This is a genomic window from Pseudoalteromonas sp. NGC95 (genome assembly GCF_015864705.1).
In the GTDB taxonomy this organism is placed as follows: domain Bacteria; phylum Pseudomonadota; class Gammaproteobacteria; order Enterobacterales; family Alteromonadaceae; genus Pseudoalteromonas; species Pseudoalteromonas arctica.
In genome coordinates this window covers 1-17,081 of the sequence record NZ_JADYWR010000008.1, presented here as the reverse complement: position 1 = coordinate 17,081, position 17,081 = coordinate 1, and the positions used below count along the sequence as shown (strand labels likewise).

The window sequence follows — 17,081 nt, the reverse complement described above, 5'->3', positions numbered from 1 at the left end:
AAGTAAGAAAGGGATGAAAACAGTGTTTTCATCCCTTTTTTGTATTTTTTAGCAAACTAAATCAGTAATTACTGTTTAATTTTACTAATTACTTTTGATGTTGAGCATCCATCTAAAAATTCAAGCACTTCAACTTTCCCACCATGGCGGATTACATGCTCAGCACCCGCTATTTGCTCTACGGTGTAGTCGCCACCCTTAACTAAAATATCAGGGCTTATTTGCTCAATTAATTTAGCGGGAGTATCGTTTTCATCTAAACTGCCAAACGGAATAACCCAATCAACTGATGAAAGTGCGCTAAGTACCATTGCACGCTCATCTAGTGGGTTAATAGGACGATCGGCCCCTTTTAAACGCGTAATAGATTCATCATTATTTAATCCAACAACGAGTCTATCGCCTCGGGCTTTAGCTTGTGCTAAATAACGCACATGCCCAGCATGTAAAATATCAAAGCAGCCATTAGTAAATACAATGGTTTCGCCGTTTTGTTTTGCAAATTCAATATGCTGAAGTACATCATCAAATGGTGTTTGGTAATGCTCACCAGTAGTATGTAAATACTGACCAAGCTTACGACTTAACTCTTCTGGCGAGACAGTAGCTGCACCAAATTTACTAACCGCTATACCTGCCGCTAAGTTAGCAATTTCGACAGCATCTTTAGGTTCCATGCCCGCACCAAGCATAACCGCGAGTGTAGCTATAACCGTATCACCAGCCCCAGTCACATCACTTACTTCAAGTTCTTGTGCTGCAAAATCAAACTTTTCATCTGCATTAATTAACGACATACCTTGCTCAGAACGCGTAAGCAACATGGCTTTAATGCCATTTTTGCTAATTAAATCACGTGCACTTGCTGCTAAAGCTTCTTCTGAATCGGTTTGACCACCCGCTAACTTAAACTCATGTAAATTAGGCGTAATGTAATCAGCACCTTCGTATAAGTGTAAGTCTGGCGATTTAGGGTCGATTAAAACCGTTTTTCCGGCGCCCTTAGCAAGGCTTACCATCTCTTTAATTAAGCTTAAAGATCCTTTGCTGTAATCAGAGAACACAATAAAATCGTATTCATCAAGTACAAGCTCTAAACGGTTTAATAAAAGTTGGCTGTGTTGCTCGGTAAATGTTTCTTCTAAATCAAGACGAACCAGTTGTTGATGGCGGCTAATAACACGCATTTTTGAAATAGTCGGTAAATCACATACACTGACTAATTGTGAACTTATTTTTTCACCTTTTAGAATAGTCTCTAAAATCTGCCCGCTTTCATCTTCACCAATTAAGCCCAGTAAGCCAACTTTTGCATCTAACCGCGCTATATTTTTTGCAACGTTAGCTGCGCCGCCCGCTTTGTCTTCAAATTTACTCACTTTAACAACCGGTACTGGCGCTTCTGGCGAAATGCGACCTGTATCACCATACCAATAACGGTCTAGCATTACGTCGCCAACAACTAATATTCGTGCCGCTGATAAGTTTTTTAATAACGATAAATCCATTACTGCTGCTCCGCAACAACCATATCCATGGCTTCACATAACCAGTGACCTATAAACATGTGAGCTTCTTGAATACGTGCTGTTTCGTCATTTTTTATAATGATAGGTAACTTAGCAATATCTTTTACTTTACCGCCATCACGTCCAGTTAATGCCACTGTAAAAGCGCCTAGTTTATTTGCAGCTTCTAATGCTAAATTAATATTATTACTAGTACCTGATGTGGTTAAACCAATCACTAAATCTTCTGGCTTACATAGCGCTTGAACTTGGCGTTCAAACACCGTATCAAAGTGATAATCGTTACTGTGTGCTGTTAAAATTGATGTATCTGTAGTCAATGCCATTGAGGCAAGCGGACCACGTTCTAATTTATAACGCACTACAAATTCTGCTGCTAAATGCTGCGCATCGGCTGCACTACCGCCGTTACCAAACCAAACAATCTTGCCACCAGCTTGTAATGCACTGTGGCATGCTTCTAACAGTTGCATAGATTCTTGATGATAAGCTTCCATCGTTTCAAATAATGCTTGATGACGGTTTAATGTTTCAACGTAGCTAGTTGCCACTGAATCGATAATTGACATGAAAATTCCTCTAGGAACTGAAATAGCAGGGAAAAATTAAATCCATTATTCCATAATTTTATTTAATTGTGTGCATTTTATCGGGTTATAACTGAACCCAGACCATATTTTATTGCGAGTATGTTTAGAAAACGGCTATTTCACGGTAAACTAACGACACTTCCCTTTAAGAAAGATCAGTATGGCACGCATTTTTTACTCATTAGCATTAATTTTTATTAGCCCACTGATTGTATTTTATCTCTATATTTTACGAGGTAAAAAAAACCAAGGTTATCGTGCACACTTTAAAGAGCGCTTTGGGTTTGTCAGTAAGTCTTTATTTACGACTAAAACCAAACCTTTAGTTTTTCATTGTGCTTCTGTTGGTGAGGTACTAGCCGCAACGCCGCTTATTAAAGCTCTTCAAAAAGCGCATCCAAATTTAAATATACTTATAACCTGTAATACTCCAACAGGCAGAGAGCAAATACTTAACCAGTTTAAAAATACTGTGCCGTGTAGCTACTTACCAATCGATTTTCCGTTTGCGACAGCCCGATTTTTAAAGCGTATAAAGCCACAAGCATTGTGTATTTTAGAAACAGAGCTATGGCCAAATTTAATGGCGATAAGCCACAAAAAAAACATACCAGTGCTTGTCATCAATGCAAGACTCTCAGAGAAATCGCAGCAGGGCTATCAAAAGGTCGCTAAATTAACGCATATTATTATGCGCTCAATTACGGTACTTGCGAGTCACAATAAAACAGATGCTAAACGTTTTATTGAACTTGGTCTTGAAGCTTCAAAAAGCCATGTAACAGGCTCTATAAAATTTGATATAACACCAAATGACGAGCAATTAGCCAAAGTACTCAACCTTAAACAGCTTTATAACAGTAATGAAGACAATAACGATGAGCGCTTTGTGTGGGTAGCAGGCTCAACACATCCTGTTGAGCATGAGCTGGTACTTTCAGCCCATCAAGAGTTACTAAAAAAACAACCGAACGCATTACTTATAATTGCCCCGCGCCATCCAGAGCAATTTGACAAAGTGGCAGAGCTTTTAACGCAAAGCCCACTTAGCTTTAGCCGTCGTAGCCAAAATAACTATAACAATGAGCAAGTACTTCTTGCTGATACGCTTGGTGAATTACAGTGTTTATATGGCGCTGCAAATGTGAGCTTTATTGGTGGCAGCTTAATTCGCAGAGGTGGGCATAACCCACTGGAATCAGCAGCGTTTTCGGTAGGTGTAATAACAGGTCCACACACATACAATTTTGACCATGTTTATCCCGAGCTAACAAAGCTCAAAGGTGCTGTAGTGGTTGATAGTAACGACGAACTCGCAAAGCAGCTTATAACGTTTAGCCAAAACACAAAAGCGTGCCAAACCTTAGGTATTAAAGCTGCGCAATGCGTAACTAAAAACCAAGGTGCTATACAAAAAACACTTACCATTATTAATCAATATTTAGAGCCAAAACCGTGACCAACATAGCTATAAGCCAAACCCGTGAATGGGTGTCATCTGTTATTGTTAAATATAACTTTTGCCCATTTGCTCGAAAAGAAGTAGAAAACAACTGTATTCATTACATAGTAAGCCCAGCAGCAACTATGGATGATGCTGTAATGGATATGCTTGAGCAATGTGTTGAGCTTGACCGTGAACCAGAGCGCGAAACAACCCTTATCATGTTTGACAATGGCTTTAGTGACTTTGAAGACTTTTTAGACTTGGTCGATTTAGCTAATGCACTTTTAGTCGCGCAAGGCTTTGAAGGGAAGTATCAAATTGCTAACTTTCATCCTGATTACGTATTTGCCGACAGCGATGAAACCGATGCCGCAAACTACACAAATAGAGCGCCCTTTCCTACATTGCACTTAATCCGCGAAGCAAGTATGAGCGAAGCACTTGATAGTTATAACGAGCCTGAATCTATTCCTGAGCATAATATAAATCTAGCAAGGCGTAAGGGGATTGATTTTTGGCAGCAGTTACTTGAAGGCTGTAAAAAACCGAGCGCTTAAATGCTCGGTTTTATTTTGGTTTGTGCAAAACAAGACAATAAAAAAACGCTTATTTTTTAACCCAGTTACCATTAACTTCAACGTAATGACCACTTTGGGTTTTTTCAATTGTTTTAGCGGCAGCAAGTGCTTCTACTTGTGAAAGCGACAAGTTATTCTTTTTAGCGAGCTTTAAGTACTGCGCTTTACGCTTTGCATTTATGTCATCAACAACGGCTTTTGCCTCTGCGTTTTGTACAACAAGTCCTAAATAACCAGAGCTATCTTCACCTACTAGACCTTGGTTTTTAGCGTCATCAAGGCTAATAGCCCACGCAGAGAACGACATACATACTGCACTAACTAACGTAATAATATTTAATTTTTTCTTCGTATTCATGTTCTAGCTCCTTAAAATAACTCACTGTCGTCACTAAATAAATTGTCGAGTTCTTTATCTACTTTTACGCGAATTTCGTGATCGACCTTCACATTTAAATTAATAGTAATGGGCTCTTTAGCAGACACCTCAACACGATGCGTGCAAGCACTTAGTGCACTAATAGCACCCAGCGCGAGCAGTACTTTTATCAATAACGACTGTCTCATTATTAGTTTCCTTTTTGTGAGTATTGTTGCTCAACTTTTTGTGTAATTTCGTCACTTAAACGCAGTGCACGTAAAAGTGTCAATACGTTTTCTTCGTGGTTATAATTAAAGTTAACCTGCTGCTGCTCTGCTTTATTATAGCCTTGCAAATTAACCCCTAGTTTTAACCAACCATCATTTTTTAGTGCCACACTGCTATTCAGTTTTTGAATATCTAAGTTAGTTAATAGCCCTAACACAGGTTGTAACTCTTGCTGTTGCTGCATTACTGAATCAAACGCGTCATTATTGGTAATTTTTAAATTACCTGTTCCTTGGCTAAATAAGCTACCGTCAATTATTTCAATTTTTCCACTATCAAAGTGAACCGGTAAAGACCCCGCCAAGCGCCCCGTTAATACAATGCCCGACTTATCGTCGAGTGTAACGAGTTTACTTGCATCAATGTTTTCAAACTTAACATTAGCAACTTGGTTTGGCTTCCCTACTGTGTAGCTATCTAATGAAAACTCGCCACCAAACACACTTCCTTTTACATCATTTATAAGCGCGGTATTGTTATTAACTTGCCATTGACCTTCAATCGCTTTAACTACAGCACCTGCTCTAAATTCATTTAAATTAAAGGTAGTTGGTTTTACATTAAGCTTACCTGAATTATATTCCCCGCTAAATACACTGTTTAAATCACTCGCAAGGTAATCGTTATACAATGCACTTGTATGGCTAATCCCTATATTGAACAGTGCATTTTGTAAGTTTATATCGCCACTAATATAGCCATTAAATTCGCCCTCTGTTAACTGTGCAAGTGCCTCAAATTGACTAATAAACGCATTTAACGACAGCGCACTTTGTTCAGGAATAATGACTTCAAACGGATGAGCTTGCGACGACATATGATGATTTACAACTAACTCAACATCGTTTATAAATGCGTGATGCGTGGCTTTTAGTGCACGACTTTGCAAGCCTGTAGACTCTACTTTTATATTATTAAGTTTTATGTCAGGGCTATTAACAGCCTTTATATTCGTTTTTGCTGTTAGATCAGCAAATAACTCACCTACGCCTAAATTAGCATTTGCTGTTAATGTGTTACTTATATCTGTGACTTTAAATTCTTTATATTCTGCGCTTTTTAATTGCTGCGTTAACGCTACCTCTGCGTTTAACTGTTTATCCATTTTTGCAGTTAAATCACCTTGATATTGCACTACACTTATATCAAACGCATCTACATTATTAAGCGTTAATTTAGCATTTATAAGCCCAACTGGTTTTGAGTCTATAAACTCACTTATATCAAAGTGACCACTGAGGCTAAGCCCATTGGCTGTTGCAGGTGCAAACTCAGGCAAACTTTTAAGCATAATGGCGTAATCGCCTTTAATAACAGCGCCAGATAACTGAGCATTAACGCTAATATTATTTATATCGGGTGTATTTATTTGAGCTGATAAATTTGTCTGTAAGTACTCAAATGGAGATGTAATATTTAGTGTTGTATCTGTTATTAAAAAATCAAATTGCTTATCGCCTTCACTCATCAAATTAATTACAGGTACACTGAGCTCACTACCCTCTAAGCGAATTGATTGAGGGAGTTTAAGTTGCCAATTTAAAGGAACTTGTTTGCTAACAAAGCCTGCGTATTCACTCGGTGGAATTAACTCAGCACAGCTTGGTGTTAGATTAATTTTGTTATTAAACAAATCGGTATTAAACATTAGCACTTGGCTATTTAAATTAAAACGCGTCGCCAATTTACCAGTGGTTAATACGTTAATCTGGCACTGCTGATTTGTATGAGAAAACTCATACGTGTGAGCAAACTGGGAGCTAATATCGCCATTTAACTCAACCTCTATACCGTCAAAGCTAAACGCTTGCTGAGAATTAAAATTAGTATCTGCAATTAATGTATTTTTAGTGTTTATAACGTGCTTTAAAAAAGTGTCATTAATTTCAAGCTGGCCACTTACTTTATTAGCAGTCAAAATTGCACTCGCGTTTATATCACCCAAGACATTAAATTTATTTAGTTCTGGTTCTAATATGCTTATTTTAAGTGGCTTATTGAGCTCATCACTTTTTACTATAAGCTGTTTAATATTAATTAATGGGCGGGTTGAAGGCAGCGCTAAATCGAGATTTTTAGCAAGTTGATTATCATTATCACTTTTAGGGAAAGAATTAACCGTTAACACTGCATTTTTAATATCTACACGCTTTGTATTTGCAGTAATACCAGTGAGTTGTAATTGTTGATTTTGGTAATTTACACACACTTTATCAGCATGAATATTTAGTTCAGACGTAATTGAAAAATCGAGACAACTTAACGTAATGCCTGCTTTTTTAAGCTCAGGTGCTATAACCCACTGTAATAAAGGTAAACGAAATACATAACCAAGCAGCAAGGTACTTAGTAATACAGCCCCAACAATTAAACCAACTCGCTTAAACATACTATCCTTAAATGCTTTGTGCTTTTAGCTAAAACTATACTAATCAAAAAAGGCTGCACAATGCAGCCTTTTTAATTTTACAGTAAGATTATGAATCTAACTTGTATAAACGTAAATATAATTAACCTACGTTTTTACGTGCGTTACGGAACATACGCATCCACGGGCTATCCTCGATCCACTCATCAGGATGCCAAGAGTTGGCAACGCTTCTGAATACGCGTTCTGGATGCGGCATCATTACAGTGGCGCGACCATCAGTTGACGTAATACCTGTAATACCTTCTGGAGAACCATTAGGGTTAGCTGGGTACTGCGTTGTAGGGTTGCCGTAGTTATCTACAAATTTAACCGCTACAGTGCCGCTATTAAGCGCCGCTTTAGTGGCTGCATCGTTTGCAAACTCAGCATGACCTTCACCATGAGAAACCGCTATAGGCATACGCGAGCCAGCCATTCCATTAAAGAACACAGACGGATTCTCTTGTATTTCAACTAAACTAAAGCGTGCTTCAAAACGCTCTGATTTATTAGTTACAAAGCGCGGCCAATGTTCAGTACCAGGGATCAACTCTTTTAACGTTGATAACATTTGGCAACCGTTACATACACCTAAGCTAAAGGTATCTTCACGGTGGAAGAAGTTTTGGAACTGATCGCGTGCCATGTCGTTAAACAAAATAGACTTAGCCCAACCTTCACCCGCACCAAGTACGTCACCGTATGAGAAACCACCACAAGCCACTAAACCTTTAAATTGCTCTAGTGTTAAACGACCTTCTAAAATATCGCTCATGTGTACATCAACGGCTGCAAAGCCTGCGCGATTAAACGCTGCCGCCATTTCTAAATGAGAGTTAACACCCTGCTCACGTAAAATAGCCATTTGCGGTTTAGCGCCGGTTGCAATGTATGGTGCAGCTATATCTTCGTTTAAATCAAAGTTTAGTTTTACGTTTAAGCCTGGATCTTTTGCATCAAATTTAGCATCAAACTCCTGCTTAGCACACTCAGGGTTATCACGGCGTGCTTGCATTTGATACGTTGTTTCAGCCCAAATAGTACGAAGCTCAGTACGCGTATGATTAAGTACCGTATTTTCGCCACGGTTAAATATAATTGTATCGTCACTGTTAAGCGTGCCAATGTTGTGGCTAATTGCTGCTATACCATGTTGTTCAAACACCGCATTTACTGCATCTAAATCAGCATTTGCAACTTGAATTACCGCACCTAGCTCTTCGTTATAAAGCGCTTCAATGTCAGAGCCTGTTAAACCAGCTAAATCAACCGTTACACCGGTATGACCCGTAAACGCCATTTCAGCAACAGTTGTAAATAAACCACCGTCTGAGCGGTCATGATAAGCAAGTAACTTACTATCAGCCACAAGCGCTTGCATTGCGTTATAAAAGCCTTTTAATAACTCAGGGCTATCAACATCAGGTGTTACATCACCCAATTGCTTATAAACTTGTGCAAGGCTTGATGCGCCCATGCGGTTTTTACCCGCACCTAAATCAACTAATATAAGCGATGTATCGCCTTTATCTGTGCGCAGTTGTGGAGTGACTGTTTTACGTACGTCGTCAACACGACCAAACGCAGTTATAACCAGTGAAAGCGGCGATGTTACTGACTTCTCTTGTGAGTCACCTTCATCTTTCCATGTCGTTTTCATTGACATAGAATCTTTACCCACTGGAATCGTTAAACCAAGCGCAGGACAAAGCTCTTCCCCTACGGCTTTAACCGCTTCGTATAAACCAGCATCTTCACCTGGGTGACCCGCTGCTGCCATCCAGTTTGCCGATAACTTAATGTTTTCAAGGCTACCGATGTTTGCACAGGCAATATTAGTTAACGACTCAGCTACAGCTAAACGAGCAGATGCACCGTAATTAAGTAATGCTGCAGGAGTACGCTCACCGAGTGACATAGCTTCACCGTAGTAAGTATCATACGTTGCTGCAGTTACTGCACAGTTAGCAACAGGTACTTGCCAAGGACCGACCATTTGATCGCGCGCGACTAAACCCGTAACTGAGCGATCGCCGATTGTTATTAGGAATGTTTTTTCTGCAATGGCTGGTAAACGCATTAAGCGCTGCGCTGCATCTGCTGCATTTATTAATGTAGTATCAAGCGCTTTACCAACAACTTGCTTTGACGTTACATCGCGGTGCATTTTAGGTGCTTTACCTAATAATACGTCCAGCGGTAAATCAACAGGGTTATTTTCAAAATGGCTGTCTGACACTGTTAAGTGAGGTTCAGCGGTTGCTTCACCAATAACAGCGTACTGGGCACGTTCACGCTTACAAATTGCTTCAAAGCGGTCAAAGTCCTCTACGCCAACAGCGAGTACATAACGTTCTTGTGATTCATTACACCAAATTTCGTGTGGTGCCATACCTGGCTCATCGTTAGGAATGCTACGTAATTGGAACTTACCACCACGTCCGCCATCATTAACAAGCTCAGGGAACGCATTTGATAAACCGCCAGCACCTACATCGTGGATGAATGCAATTGGGTTTTCGTCACCTAACTGCCAACATTTATCGATAACTTCTTGGCAACGACGTTCCATTTCTGGGTTTTCGCGTTGTACTGAAGCAAAATCTAAATCTTCATTTGATTGACCTGAGGCCATGCTTGATGCAGCACCACCGCCTAAACCAATGTTCATTGCAGGTCCACCTAGCGCAATTAATTTTGCGCCAACAGGAATATCACCTTTTTGAACATGATCAGAGCGAATATTACCTAAACCACCGGCAAGCATAATTGGTTTATGATAACCACGTACTTCTTCGCCATTATGGCTTGTTACTTTTTCTTCGTAAGTACGGAAGTAGCCTAATAAGTTAGGACGACCAAACTCATTATTAAATGCAGCGCCACCTAGTGGACCCTCTGTCATTATATCAAGCGCGTTAACAATACGACTCGGCTTACCAAAATCGCTTTCCCATGGTTGCTCGTAACCTGGAATACGTAAGTTTGATACAGTAAAGCCAACTAAACCTGCTTTTGGCTTAGAGCCACGACCAGTTGCGCCTTCATCGCGAATTTCACCACCAGAGCCTGTAGCCGCACCAGAGAATGGGGCAATAGCTGTTGGGTGGTTATGCGTTTCAACTTTCATTAGTATTTCAATGTCTTCTTGATGATACGCATATTCACCTTGCGCATTTGGGAAGAAGCGACCCGCTTTTGAGCCTTTCATTACTGCCGCGTTATCTTTATACGCCGACAATACATTTTCAGGATTTAACTCAAAAGTATTTTTAATCATTTTAAACAGCGATTTTGGCTGCTCTTTTCCATCGATTGTCCAGTCAGCATTAAATATTTTATGGCGACAATGCTCTGAGTTTGCTTGTGCAAACATAAACAATTCGATGTCGTTAGGGTTACGTCCTAACTTTATAAAGTTTTCTACCAAGTAATCTATTTCGTCATCAGCAAGGGCAAAACCTTGCTCAACATTAGCTATTGCTAATGCTTCGCGTCCGCCGCCTAAAATATCAACAGACGACATTTGGCGCGGTGCATCACTGCGAAACAGTTGTGCAGCATCTTCAAGCTCACTATGCGTGGCTTCGGTCATACGGTCGTGCAATAACGCAATTACTTGTGCAAGTTGTTCTGCGTTTAAGTCACCTTCAACATAATAAGCAATACCGCGTTCAACACGGTGAACCTGTTTTAAACCACAGTTATGGGCAATATCGGTTGCTTTAGATGCCCAAGGTGAAATGGTACCTGGGCGAGGTGTAACAAGTACAAGTTTGCCAGCTGGGGTATGCTCAGCAATAGTTGGACCGTAAGTTAATAGTTTTTCAAGCTTGGTTTGCTCGGAGCTACTCAACGGCGATGTTAAATCGGCAAAGTGAGCATACTCGGCGTATACGTTAGTGACTGGAAGTTGCGATTGTTGGCAACGCGCTAAAATTTTATTAACTCTGAACTCTGACAGTGCTGGTGCACCACGAAGGATCAACATAGGTAATTTCATCCGGGGTTAGGGATTGAACGATATTTTAGGCACGCATTATAGTCCAATTAGCATTCAGATTTAACTCAAAATTACGCTTTTCATAAAATTAACTTTTTAGCTTTATTTATAGCCTCTTTTGGTTAATAAAATAAAAGGTAAAGTGACGCGATGGCTTAGTTTTGCTATAACGGTGACTGGCGAGCTTAAGGGGCACTCAATGTTCAAAGAAAAACTAATAATAATCATTACTTTAGTTATGCTGTTATGTGCATGCGATATGCAAGAGCAGCCAACTCAACTCGCCCAAATAAAAGAACACAATAAAATACGTGTGGGTACCCTTGCCAGTGCTAGTAATTATTATCAAGCTGTTCAAGGTGAGCAAGGCTTTGAATATGAGTTATCTCAAGCCTTCGCTGAATATTTAGGTGTAGAGCTTGAAATAGTCCCTTTCTTTAACTTATCTGATATGTTTGAACGCCTTGAAAGCGGTGATTTAGACTTAATAGCGTCAGGACTTACCTATAATAAAACCCGTGCAGAGCAATACCGTTACGGACCAACTTACAGAACAATCAGCCAAAAGTTAGTTTATAAACAAGGGCGCGTTCGTCCTCGAGAATTTGACGATTTAGATGGCAACTTTACTGTTATAGCTAAAAGTAGCCACTCGCTTACTCTACAAAAAATGAAGAAGAACAATCCAGATCTCACTTGGATAGAAAGCGAAGAGTTTGATGAAGAAGAACTACTTCAAGCAGTTATTGATGGCGAGATAGATTACACACTCGCTGATACGCACACGCTATCGCTGTTTCGCCGTTATCACCCAAATTTAAGCATTGGTTTTTCAGTTAGCCATAACGACCCGATTGCATGGATACTTAATAAATCTAAAGACGACTCTTTATATGCGTTGCTGGTGCCATTTTTTGGTGACGTTAAGCAAAGTAACCAGCTCTATGTACTTGAAGAAAAATACTTTGGTCACGTACGCCAATTTAACTATGTAAATACCCTTGCTTATATCGAAGCAATTAAAGAAACCTTACCAACATACCAGCCATGGTTTGAACAATATGCAGGTAGCCTTGACTGGCGGTTATTAGCGGCACTAAGCTATCAAGAATCTATGTGGAATCCTCGCGCTAAATCACCAACAGGTGTGCGCGGCATCATGATGCTAACTCGCAGTACAGCCAAACAAGTAGGTGTTACTAACCGGTTAGAACCAGAGCAAAACATTCGTGGTGGCGCTAAATACTTAAGCAAGCTTATTAAACGTATTCCTGACCGTATCCCGCAACCCGACCGCACATGGCTTGCTTTGGCCGGATACAATGTAGGTTGGGGGCACGTTAACGACGCACGTATAATTACCGAACAGCAAGGCGCAAGTCCTGACAAATGGGCTGATGTAAAAAAACGCCTACCGCTATTAATTAAAAAGCGCTATTACCGTAAAACTCGCTACGGTTATGCCCGAGGCGATGTAGCTGTTAAATATGTCGATAATATTCGTCGCTATTACGATGCACTTGTTTGGCTAGATGAAAATGATGCTATTGCTGCAGAGCCTGAGCCAGAACCAATTACAGAGTTGAGCACTGATACTGAGCTAAAGCTAAACGAAAAAAGTGAAGTGAAAAGTGAAGTAAAAAGTAAGGCCGATGAAGCTCAAACAGAAAAAAACAACCTATAATCGAACCCGAACAGTCGAGTGAAAACAATGGCTAAGATTAATATAAGTACCCGTTTATTGAGTATGTCAGTAAGCAAAATTTAAGTAAATTAAATATCTGTTTACTTGTCACCAAATGATCACTAATGTGTGTTAATTGTATATCATTATTTTATAAGATATACCCGTGCCTTTCTCACTCTTGCATTAGGAGAAAACATGCTAAAACGTAGACGCACACAAAGATTAAAACGCAATGTCATTTATTCAACGGCCACACGTCGTCGTGTTATGTTGCGAAAACTACACAAAAAAATCATCTGGCGTCGCCGAATGTTTGCTATGCAGCAAATGGCTGAATCAGAAATAGAGCCAATCGCTAGTTAACTTTAGCTAGGCTTATTTATTTGATCATCACGAGCAGCTTTCTTAGCTGCTTTAATTTGCGCTCTTCTACGTTTAAAAAAATTCGAAATAGTATCCCCGCACTGCTGTGCCAAAACACCACCGCACACCTCAACTTGATGATTTAACTTAGGCTCTTGTAATAAATTCATAATTGAACCCGCAGACCCTGTTTTAGCATCGACTGCTCCAAATACTAAACGCTTTATTCTGCTATGCACTAACAATCCCGCACACATAGAACAAGGCTCTAACGTTACGTATAGGGTGCAATCAATTAAGCGGTAATTGTTAAGGACTTTTCCAGCTTCTCGCACTGCAATCATTTCGGCATGGGCAGATGGGTCATTATCCGTTATTGAGCGGTTATACCCGACTGAAACTAGCTGGTTATCTTTGACTACAATTGCTCCAACCGGAATTTCATCAAGCAGCTCTGCTTGCTTTGCATACAAAAGCGCTTGTTCCATCCAGTAGGAATCATCAAATGGTTCGTTCATTATTTCTACTTAAATAACCTTTTATGCTGTAATTATACCTAGTTAGCACTCTAAAGTGCGCCATTCATTACTTTATTGCAAAAATAAAACAATATTTACCCGTTTGTAATGGCTCACTAGTGCTGATTTACGCTATAATCTCACGCTTTTTTTATTTAGCTCACAACACGGGTAGCAAATGAAATTTCCTGGACGCCGCAGGCATAAACATTATTTTCCAGTGGAAGCCAAAGATCCACTTACCAATCAACTTAACGCAACAGAGCGATTACAACGTAGTTATATTACGGGTATCGATCAGATCGTTGTTGATATAGAGGCAAAAGTTGATCAAGCTTTCCTTGACGAATTTCAACTACGTAGAGGGATGTCGCAAGTTATTGATAGCGATACAACAAACGCCTTATACGATCGTTTAAAATTAAACAATATGGTTGATTTTGAGTTTGCCGGTGGAACCATTGGTAACACTATGCACAACTACTCTGTACTTGCAGATGATCGCTCAGTTTTATTAGGCGTAATGAGCGAAAATATAAAAATAGGTAGCTACGCTTACCGTTTTTTATGTAATACCTCAAGCCGTGTAGACTTAAACTACCTTCAACCAGTTGATGGGCCTGTAGGCCGTTGTTTTACATTAATTGATGAAACCGGTGAGCGTACTTTTGCAATAAGTGCAGGCCTAATGAATCACTTACGTCCTGAATCTATCGATAAAGACCTTATTGAGAATTCATCAGCGTTAGTGATTAGTGCCTATCTTATGCGTACTCAAGGTAGCGAAACAATGACTGAAGCCACTATGCAAGCGGTAAAATACGCTAATGACGCAGGTGTGCCAGTTGTGCTTACACTCGGTACTAAGTTCTTAATTGAACAAGACCCTACTTGGTGGGCAAACTTTGTTGAAAAGCATGTTGATATTCTTGCTATGAACGAAGAAGAAGGTTTAGCTATTACAGGTTTTGAAGATCCTCTTCTAGCTGCTGATAAAGCACTTGATTGGGTAGACTTAGTTATTTGTACCGCTGGCGAAAAAGGCTTATTTATGGCCGGCTACGTAGACGAAAGCTTAAAGCGTGAAACCGAATACCCGTTACTACCAGGCGCCATACCTGATTTTAACCGTTACGAATTCTCACGAGCTATGCGTAAAGATGAGTGTGATGAACCTATCAGAGCATATAGTCATACGGCCCCATTTATGGGTGGACCTGATTCAATCAAAAACACCAATGGTGCAGGTGATTGCGCACTTGCGGCTGTGCTTCATGATTTGTCAGCGAATGTTTACCATAAGCTTAATGTGGCAAACTCAGCTAAACATCAGCAACAAGCTATTACTTACTCGTCACTATCGCAAATTAGTAAATATGCTAACCGAGCGAGCTATGAAGTATTAGTTCAGCACTCTCCGCGTTTATCTCGTGGCTTACCTGAACGTGAAGATTGTTTAGAGCAGGTTTACTGGGAACAATAAATTACAAAGGGAGCAATTATTGCTCCCTTTTGTTTACCTAAAAAATAGAAATATCGAGTTTTTTAGATAACAGCTCGAGCGCTGCAATTCCTGCAACCGAATTACCAAACGAATTAAGCCCCGGTGAATAAACAGCCACTGTAAACTTATTTGGTAGTACAGCTAAAATAGTTCCTGATACTCCCGACTTACCAGGCATACCCACTCTGTAACCAAAATCCCCCGCAGCATCATATAAACCACTCGTGAATAAAAGCGAATTAAGCTGTTTATTCTGACGACTACTTAAAACGGGTTTACCAGAGCTATAATCAACACCTTTATTAGCTAAAAAATTATAAGCTTTTGCTAATTCAATACAGTTGAGCTCAATAGAGCAAAAGTTAAAGTAAGCCCACAAAACATCATCTACTTCGTTTTCAAAATTACCAAACGATTTCATCAAATGCGCCATCGCAGCATTTCGGTGCCTGAACTCATACTCTGAATTAGCGACTTTTTTATCAATTACTAAGCCTCTATTACCAGCTAATAACCTGAAGGTTTCGAGCATAGAATGCATTGGCGCAGATAAGCGGCTGTATAATGCATCACACGTTACAATTGCGCCTGCATTGATGAATGGGTTACGAGGAATCCCCTTTTCAAATTCAAGCTGTGTAAGCGAGTTAAAGGCTGTACCTGAGGGTTCCTTTCCGACTCTATGCCAAAGTTCATCACCATAACGCTGTAGTGCCATAGTAAGTGTCATAACTTTAGAAACTGATTGAATAGTGAAGCGTTGAGAACAATCCCCTGCGCACACAGTTTCACCATCAGTTGTATAAATAGCGATAGAAAATTGTTCCGGATCAACCTCGGCAAGCGCCGGTATATAATCAGCTACTTTCCCTTGTGATAATAAAGGACGTACTTCATGTGCTATTTCATCAAGCACCTTTTGGTAATCAGCTGTAGGCAATCTAGACCTCTATATCGTCATTCATAAGAATTGGATTTTAACACGCGCTATTAGGTGCACCTAGTTTTGTTGTCGAATTTAACGGTGAGATTTTACTAAATTTAAATAGAAAAAAACGTCACATTACTGTATCTGGTTTCTCTTAATTAAATCCTGGTAATGTCATGATGCCCACTGCGGTGGAGAGTCACAGTGCAAATGCTACGAACTCATTGTCGAGCGGAGATTTTTATGATTTTAGTGTCGGGAGTCGCTACGCTCGCCCGACCTACGTGATAGGTGTTGATGTGAGTGTGTGTTAATTGCGTGTTTTTCACTTTTCTGCAGACATAAAAAAGCCCGAATCTTAAATTCGAGCGCTCTACAATGTGAAGTCGGTGCGCTACGCAGTAGGATGTCGTAGTGCCCACAGCGATAGAGAGTCACAGTGAAATACTACACTATTATTAATCGTATCGTCTCTTAGTATGCAGAGTTTTACTAATTTCAAAAAGCAAAAAACCCGTTACATTACTGTAACGGGTTTCTCTTANAACCCGTTACATTACTGTAACGGGTTTCTCTTAATTAAATCCTGGTAATGTCCTACTTTCACATAGCAAATGCTACACTATCATCGGCGCTGTTTCGTTTCACTACTGAGTTCGGCATGGAATCAGGTGGGTCCAAAACGCTATTGTCACCAAGAAAATTCTTTTCAATTTTCTTGTTTTTAATTATTAAGATTAAAGTCCTTCGACTGAATTTGAAGCCTGGTAATGTCCTACTTTCACATAGCAAATGCTACACTATCATCGGCGCTGTTTCGTTTCACTACTGAGTTCGGCATGGAATCAGGTGGGTCCAAAACGCTATTGTCACCA

At 39.9% G+C, this 17,081-nt stretch carries 13 protein-coding genes and 2 rRNA genes; 5 read left to right on the top strand and 10 right to left on the bottom strand.

Annotated elements, in window-relative coordinates:
* Positions 1–68: 68 nt before the first annotated feature.
* Positions 69–1,508: a bifunctional D-glycero-beta-D-manno-heptose-7-phosphate kinase/D-glycero-beta-D-manno-heptose 1-phosphate adenylyltransferase HldE gene (gene hldE, locus I6E70_RS09000; RefSeq protein ID WP_121954382.1), complete on the bottom strand. Its 1,440-nt coding sequence runs from the start codon at positions 1,506–1,508 to the stop codon at positions 69–71.
* Positions 1,508–2,098 carry an SIS domain-containing protein gene (locus tag I6E70_RS08995; protein WP_002961065.1) on the bottom strand — a complete coding sequence of 197 codons (591 nt, stop codon included), beginning with the start codon at positions 2,096–2,098 and terminating at the stop codon, positions 1,508–1,510. Before I6E70_RS08995 ends, hldE begins: the two co-directional genes overlap by 1 nt.
* 181 nt (positions 2,099–2,279) lie before the next feature.
* Here I6E70_RS08995 and waaA point away from each other — a divergent pair, with 181 nt between their 5' ends.
* Complete coding sequence (waaA, locus tag I6E70_RS08990; protein ID WP_197188557.1) at positions 2,280–3,578, top strand: lipid IV(A) 3-deoxy-D-manno-octulosonic acid transferase; 1,299 nt, start codon at positions 2,280–2,282, stop codon at positions 3,576–3,578.
* Positions 3,575–4,123, top strand: coding sequence for a DUF1415 domain-containing protein (locus I6E70_RS08985; RefSeq protein WP_024591451.1), 549 nt, complete (start codon positions 3,575–3,577; stop codon positions 4,121–4,123). Before waaA ends, I6E70_RS08985 begins: the two co-directional genes overlap by 4 nt.
* 49 nt (positions 4,124–4,172) lie before the next feature.
* Here the strand turns inward: I6E70_RS08985 and I6E70_RS08980 are convergent, their stop codons facing one another.
* The 4 genes from I6E70_RS08980 to purL all read right to left on the bottom strand — a co-directional run bounded on the left by I6E70_RS08980 (position 4,173) and on the right by purL (position 11,194).
* The gene (locus tag I6E70_RS08980; protein WP_002961068.1) at positions 4,173–4,502 is read right to left on the bottom strand and encodes a YdbL family protein; all 330 of its coding nucleotides are present in this window, start codon (positions 4,500–4,502) and stop codon (positions 4,173–4,175) included.
* An 11-nt stretch (positions 4,503–4,513) separates the two neighbouring features.
* Entirely contained in the window at positions 4,514–4,711 is a 198-nt protein-coding gene (locus tag I6E70_RS08975) for a YnbE family lipoprotein (RefSeq protein ID WP_002961070.1), read from the bottom strand.
* A 2-nt stretch (positions 4,712–4,713) separates the two neighbouring features.
* On the bottom strand, positions 4,714–7,182 hold the full coding sequence (locus tag I6E70_RS08970; RefSeq protein WP_197188556.1) for a YdbH domain-containing protein: 2,469 nt from the start codon (positions 7,180–7,182) through the stop codon (positions 4,714–4,716).
* Between the two features lie 121 nt (positions 7,183–7,303).
* Positions 7,304–11,194 (bottom strand): phosphoribosylformylglycinamidine synthase, encoded by a 3,891-nt coding sequence (gene purL, locus I6E70_RS08965; protein WP_197188555.1) that lies wholly within the window; start codon positions 11,192–11,194, stop codon positions 7,304–7,306.
* A 211-nt stretch (positions 11,195–11,405) separates the two neighbouring features.
* Between purL and mltF the strand changes: the two genes are divergently transcribed.
* Positions 11,406–12,890: a membrane-bound lytic murein transglycosylase MltF gene (mltF, locus tag I6E70_RS08960; protein ID WP_197188554.1), complete on the top strand. Its 1,485-nt coding sequence runs from the start codon at positions 11,406–11,408 to the stop codon at positions 12,888–12,890.
* Positions 12,891–13,088: 198 nt separating this feature from the next.
* Complete coding sequence (locus I6E70_RS08955; RefSeq protein ID WP_007584688.1) at positions 13,089–13,256, top strand: hypothetical protein; 168 nt, start codon at positions 13,089–13,091, stop codon at positions 13,254–13,256.
* A gap of 2 nt (positions 13,257–13,258) precedes the next feature.
* On the opposite strand, the gene tadA is transcribed toward I6E70_RS08955, so the two are convergent.
* Entirely contained in the window at positions 13,259–13,774 is a 516-nt protein-coding gene (gene tadA, locus I6E70_RS08950) for a tRNA adenosine(34) deaminase TadA (RefSeq protein WP_169060046.1), read from the bottom strand.
* Positions 13,775–13,952: 178 nt separating this feature from the next.
* On the opposite strand from tadA, the gene I6E70_RS08945 reads away from it, so the two are divergent.
* On the top strand, positions 13,953–15,257 hold the full coding sequence (locus I6E70_RS08945; protein WP_010554383.1) for an inosine/guanosine kinase: 1,305 nt from the start codon (positions 13,953–13,955) through the stop codon (positions 15,255–15,257).
* Between the two features lie 37 nt (positions 15,258–15,294).
* Here the strand turns inward: I6E70_RS08945 and glsB are convergent, their stop codons facing one another.
* The 3 genes from glsB to rrf (I6E70_RS08930) form a co-directional block, all read right to left on the bottom strand.
* On the bottom strand, positions 15,295–16,218 hold the full coding sequence (glsB, locus tag I6E70_RS08940; protein ID WP_197188553.1) for a glutaminase B: 924 nt from the start codon (positions 16,216–16,218) through the stop codon (positions 15,295–15,297).
* Positions 16,219–16,790: 572 nt separating this feature from the next.
* A 5S ribosomal RNA gene (rrf, locus tag I6E70_RS08935) occupies positions 16,791–16,905 on the bottom strand.
* Positions 16,906–16,968: 63 nt separating this feature from the next.
* Positions 16,969–17,081, bottom strand: a 5S ribosomal RNA gene (rrf, locus tag I6E70_RS08930); the annotation flags it as partial.

Bases quoted from the DNA above. Each gene is read 5' to 3' on its own strand.
- waaA (WP_197188557.1), top strand. From the start codon at position 2,280: ATGGCACGCATTTTTTACTCATTAGCATTAATTTTTATTAGCCCACTG.
- I6E70_RS08980 (WP_002961068.1), bottom strand. From the start codon at position 4,502: ATGAATACGAAGAAAAAATTAAATATTATTACGTTAGTTAGTGCAGTA.
- I6E70_RS08975 (WP_002961070.1), bottom strand. From the start codon at position 4,711: ATGAGACAGTCGTTATTGATAAAAGTACTGCTCGCGCTGGGTGCTATT.
- tadA (WP_169060046.1), bottom strand. From the start codon at position 13,774: ATGAACGAACCATTTGATGATTCCTACTGGATGGAACAAGCGCTTTTG.
- I6E70_RS08995 (WP_002961065.1), bottom strand. From the start codon at position 2,098: ATGTCAATTATCGATTCAGTGGCAACTAGCTACGTTGAAACATTAAAC.
- mltF (WP_197188554.1), top strand. From the start codon at position 11,406: ATGTTCAAAGAAAAACTAATAATAATCATTACTTTAGTTATGCTGTTA.
- I6E70_RS08945 (WP_010554383.1), top strand. From the start codon at position 13,953: ATGAAATTTCCTGGACGCCGCAGGCATAAACATTATTTTCCAGTGGAA.
- I6E70_RS08970 (WP_197188556.1), bottom strand. From the start codon at position 7,182: ATGTTTAAGCGAGTTGGTTTAATTGTTGGGGCTGTATTACTAAGTACC.
- I6E70_RS08955 (WP_007584688.1), top strand. From the start codon at position 13,089: ATGCTAAAACGTAGACGCACACAAAGATTAAAACGCAATGTCATTTAT.
- hldE (WP_121954382.1), bottom strand. From the start codon at position 1,508: ATGGATTTATCGTTATTAAAAAACTTATCAGCGGCACGAATATTAGTT.
- purL (WP_197188555.1), bottom strand. From the start codon at position 11,194: ATGTTGATCCTTCGTGGTGCACCAGCACTGTCAGAGTTCAGAGTTAAT.